Source organism: Xanthomonas sp. SHU 308 (assembly GCF_000364645.1).
GTDB lineage: Bacteria > Pseudomonadota > Gammaproteobacteria > Xanthomonadales > Xanthomonadaceae > Xanthomonas_A > Xanthomonas_A sontii.
Window position 1 is genome coordinate 1 of sequence record NZ_AQOK01000336.1, and the last position, 3,577, is coordinate 3,577.

5 protein-coding genes are annotated in these 3,577 nt (G+C 71.3%); 2 read left to right on the plus strand and 3 right to left on the minus strand.

What is annotated here, in order from left to right:
* Positions 1-262 (minus strand): LysR family transcriptional regulator (locus D588_RS24600; RefSeq protein WP_017916098.1); only part of this gene is annotated, 262 nt, incomplete at its 3' end.
* 91 nt (positions 263-353) lie between these two features.
* Here D588_RS24600 and D588_RS0111630 point away from each other — a divergent pair.
* Positions 354-1,343, plus strand: coding sequence for an NAD-dependent epimerase/dehydratase family protein (locus D588_RS0111630; RefSeq protein ID WP_026143616.1), 990 nt, complete (start codon positions 354-356; stop codon positions 1,341-1,343).
* 275 nt (positions 1,344-1,618) lie between these two features.
* Here the strand turns inward: D588_RS0111630 and hemB are convergent, their stop codons facing one another.
* Together hemB and D588_RS0111640 are read right to left on the minus strand one after the other, a co-directional pair.
* Positions 1,619-2,611: a porphobilinogen synthase gene (hemB, locus tag D588_RS0111635; RefSeq protein WP_026143617.1), complete on the minus strand. Its 993-nt coding sequence runs from the start codon at positions 2,609-2,611 to the stop codon at positions 1,619-1,621.
* A gap of 206 nt (positions 2,612-2,817) precedes the next feature.
* On the minus strand, positions 2,818-3,066 hold the full coding sequence (locus tag D588_RS0111640; RefSeq protein WP_010340624.1) for a hypothetical protein: 249 nt from the start codon (positions 3,064-3,066) through the stop codon (positions 2,818-2,820).
* Positions 3,067-3,238: 172 nt separating this feature from the next.
* On the opposite strand from D588_RS0111640, the gene D588_RS0111645 reads away from it, so the two are divergent.
* Positions 3,239-3,577: hypothetical protein (locus D588_RS0111645; protein ID WP_017916101.1), on the plus strand; the 339-nt coding region annotated here is incomplete at its 3' end.

The window sequence follows — 3,577 nt, forward strand, 5'->3', positions numbered from 1 at the left end:
GGCCCGCCGCGCGCTGCAGCGACGCGGCCAGGCTGCCCATCGCCTGCGCATGCCCGCGCAAGGCCAGGGCGGCATCGGTGGGCAGCAGGCCGGTCTGCGAGCGGACGAACAGCGGCACCGCCAGCGCCTGTTCCAGCGCCGCCACGTGCCGGCCGACCGTGGGCTGGGTCAGCCCCAGCTCGCGTGCCGCCGCCGACAACGAGCCCTCCTCCAGCACCGCCAGGAAGGAGCGGTAGAGTTCCCAGCTGATCGTATTGTCCATACAGAAATGTATAGCTGGTCGGCGCTCTTCGCCAATTTTCTTCTGCGGTACCCGCACCGAGACTGAGCGCCGACCCCGACGGAGCGCTGCCATGTCCTCTTCTTCTTCCACGGCCCTGGTGCTGGGCGCCAGCGGCGGCATCGGTGGCGAACTGGCGCGGCAGATGCGCGACGCCGGCTGGCAGGTGCGCGCCCTGCAGCGCGGCCTCGCCCACCCCAGCGCGGAGCGCGACGGCATCCACTGGCACCGCGGCGACGCGCTGCAACGGGCGGACGTGCTGCAGGCGGCCAAGGGCTGCGCGGTGATCGTGCATGCGGTGAACCCGCCCGGTTACCGGCGCTGGTCGGAGCTGGTGCTGCCGATGATCGACAACACCGTCGCCGCGGCCATCGCCGAGCGCGCCACCGTGATCCTGCCGGGCACGGTCTACAACTACGGCCCGGACGCCTACCCGGCGCCGGACGAAGACGCGCCACAGGCCCCGGTCACCCGCAAGGGCGCGATCCGGGTGGAGCTGGAGCGGCGCCTGCAGGCCGCGACCGCACGAGGCGCACGCGCCATCGTGGTGCGCGCCGGCGACTTCTTCGGCCCGCGCGTGGGCAACAGCTGGTTCGCGCAGGGGCTGGTGCGACGGGGACGGCCGGTCACGACGGTGACCCTGCCGGGCGATCCAGGTGTCGGCCACCAATGGGCCTACGTGCCGGACGTGGCGCGGACCATGCTGGCGCTGCTGCAACAGCGCACGCGCCTGCCGGCGTTCGCCCGCCTGCACATGGACGGGCACTGGGACGCCGACGGCACACAGATGGCCGCGGCGATCGCGCGGGTGGCGCAGCGCCATGGCCTGGCGCCGCCGCGCACGCGCCGCTTCCCGTGGCCGCTGCTGACCCTGGCCCAGCCATTCTGGCCGCTGGCGCGCGAACTGCACGAGATGCGCCCGCTGTGGCGGCACCCGCTGCGCATGCGCAATGCGCGGCTGCTGGAAGTGCTCGGCGAAGAACCGCACACGCCGCTGGACGTGGCGGTGGAGGCGACGCTGCAGGGGCTGGGCTGTCTGCCGGCGGCGACACCATCGACATGACGCCGATGTGTGCGTAGGCGCGGCTGACGCCGCGCCTACCAAGATCCACGCAAATGGATCGCAAGATCGCCGCCTGTACAGGAGCGACTTCAGGGCACCTCGAACGACGCATCATTGCCGCGGCTTGGCATGATGTCCTGTCTCGATGGCAGGAGCGGCTCGAACCGCTCCTCCCAATGGCCTTCGCCGCTGCTGGAGGTGCCCTTCAGTCGCGGCAGCACCTTCCCGAAAAGGCGTCATCGCGACGGAGGCGCCTCCAACAAGCGGACGCCGGCTCAGCGCGCCTCGCGCAGCCAGCGCGCCACCTGCGGCGCGAAATAGGTCAGCACGCCGTCGGCGCCGGCGCGCTTGAACGCCATCAGCGACTCCAGCACGCAGGCGCGCTCGTCCAGCCAGCCGTTGCCGATCGCTGCCTTGAGCATCGCGTACTCGCCGCTGACCTGGTAGGCGAAGGTCGGCACGCGGAATTCGTCCTTCACCCGCCGCACCACGTCCAGGTAGGGCATGCCTGGCTTGACCATCACCATGTCCGCACCTTCTTCCAGGTCCAGCGCGATCTCGCGCAGGGCCTCGTCGCCGTTGGCCGGGTCCATCTGGTAGGTGGTCTTGTCGGCCTTGCCGAGGTTGCCGGCGCTGCCCACCGCCTCGCGGAACGGCCCGTAGAAGGCCGAGGCGTACTTGGCCGAGTAGGCCATGATGCGCACGTGCAGATGTTCGTCGGCATCCAGCGCGCGGCGGATCGCGCCGATGCGCCCGTCCATCATGTCCGACGGCGAGACGATGTCCACGCCGGCCTGCGCATGCGACAGCGATTGCCGCACCAGCGCCTCGACGGTGATGTCGTTGAGCACGTAGCCGCGGTCGTCGATGATGCCGTCCTGGCCGTGGCTGGTGTACGGATCCAGCGCCACGTCGGTCATCACGCCCAGCTCCGGAAAGCGCGTCTTCAGCGCGCGCACCGCGCGTTGCGCCAGGCCGTCCGGGTTCCAGGCCTCGGCCGCGTCCAGCGACTTGCCGGCCGGGTCGATCACCGGGAACAGGTCGATCACCGGGATGCCCAGTTCCAGCGCGACCTCGGCCTCTTTCAGCAGTTCTTCGATCGACAGCCGCTCCACGCCCGGCATGGACGCGATCGGGGTGCGCCCGGGCACGTCGTGCACGAACACCGGCCAGATCAGGTCGTCGACGGTGAGGGTGTGTTCGCGCATCAGGCGGCGCGAAAAGGCATCGCGGCGCATGCGCCGGGGGCGATAGTGGGGATGGGCCACGTGCAGGCTCCTGGGTGGGCGGATGTTGGGAGGCCGCGCCAGTCGCGCGGCCGATGCCGCCAGGCACCGCAGGCCGCGCCGCCGGCACCGGCGTGAACGCGAGGCGGCCCGCGCGCGGGCGCCGTCGGCTGCGCATGTTACTCCCGCCGACACGGTGCGCAGCCCGACATGCTGCAACACAGCATGCCGGTCGCCCGGCACGCAGGTCAGATCACCCCGCCGCCCAGGCTCAACCGGATCACCCCGACCACGATCACCAGCGCATTGAGCATCAGGCCGGTCTTGGCGCGGCCGCGGTTGGGCGCCGCGGTGAACAGCAGCCCGATCGCGGCGATCAGCGCGCCGACCGCGGCGAACGGGATCAGGAACCAGTTGCCCCAGCCGAGCAGCGGGATGAAGGCCAGGATCATCCACAGCAACGCCACGATGCCCCAGAGCAGACTGATCAGGCCCATGCCGGCCTCCGTGCGAATGTGAGCCTGCACCATAGCGCGCGGCGAACGCCAGGCAACCCAACTCTTGGCACGGGGATCACGGCGGCCCTGCGAGGGTGCGACAGCGGCGGGTTCGGCACGATTCACCCGGCCCGCCTATGATCGCGTGAGATCCGAACACGGGGGTAAGGCCATGAACATCCGACCGCTGTTGCCGCTGGCGCTGCTACTGGCCCTGGCCGGCTGCGCCAGTTCCTCGAAAGTGATGGTCGGCGCGGCGCGCCCGCCGATCGACCCGGCACTGGTGCAGATCTACTCCGCGCCGCCGCCGGGGGCGGTGGATATCGCCCAGCTCGAAGCCTCCAGCGCGGCCGGCTTCGGCACCCAGGGCCAGACCGACGCGGCCGTGGACCGGCTCAAGCGCGACGCGGCCAAGCTCGGCGCCAACGGCGTGGTGCTGATGGGCGTGGGCTCGCAGCGCTCCGGCGGCGGCCTGTCGGTCGGCGCGGGCAGCTACGGCGGCCACGTCGGC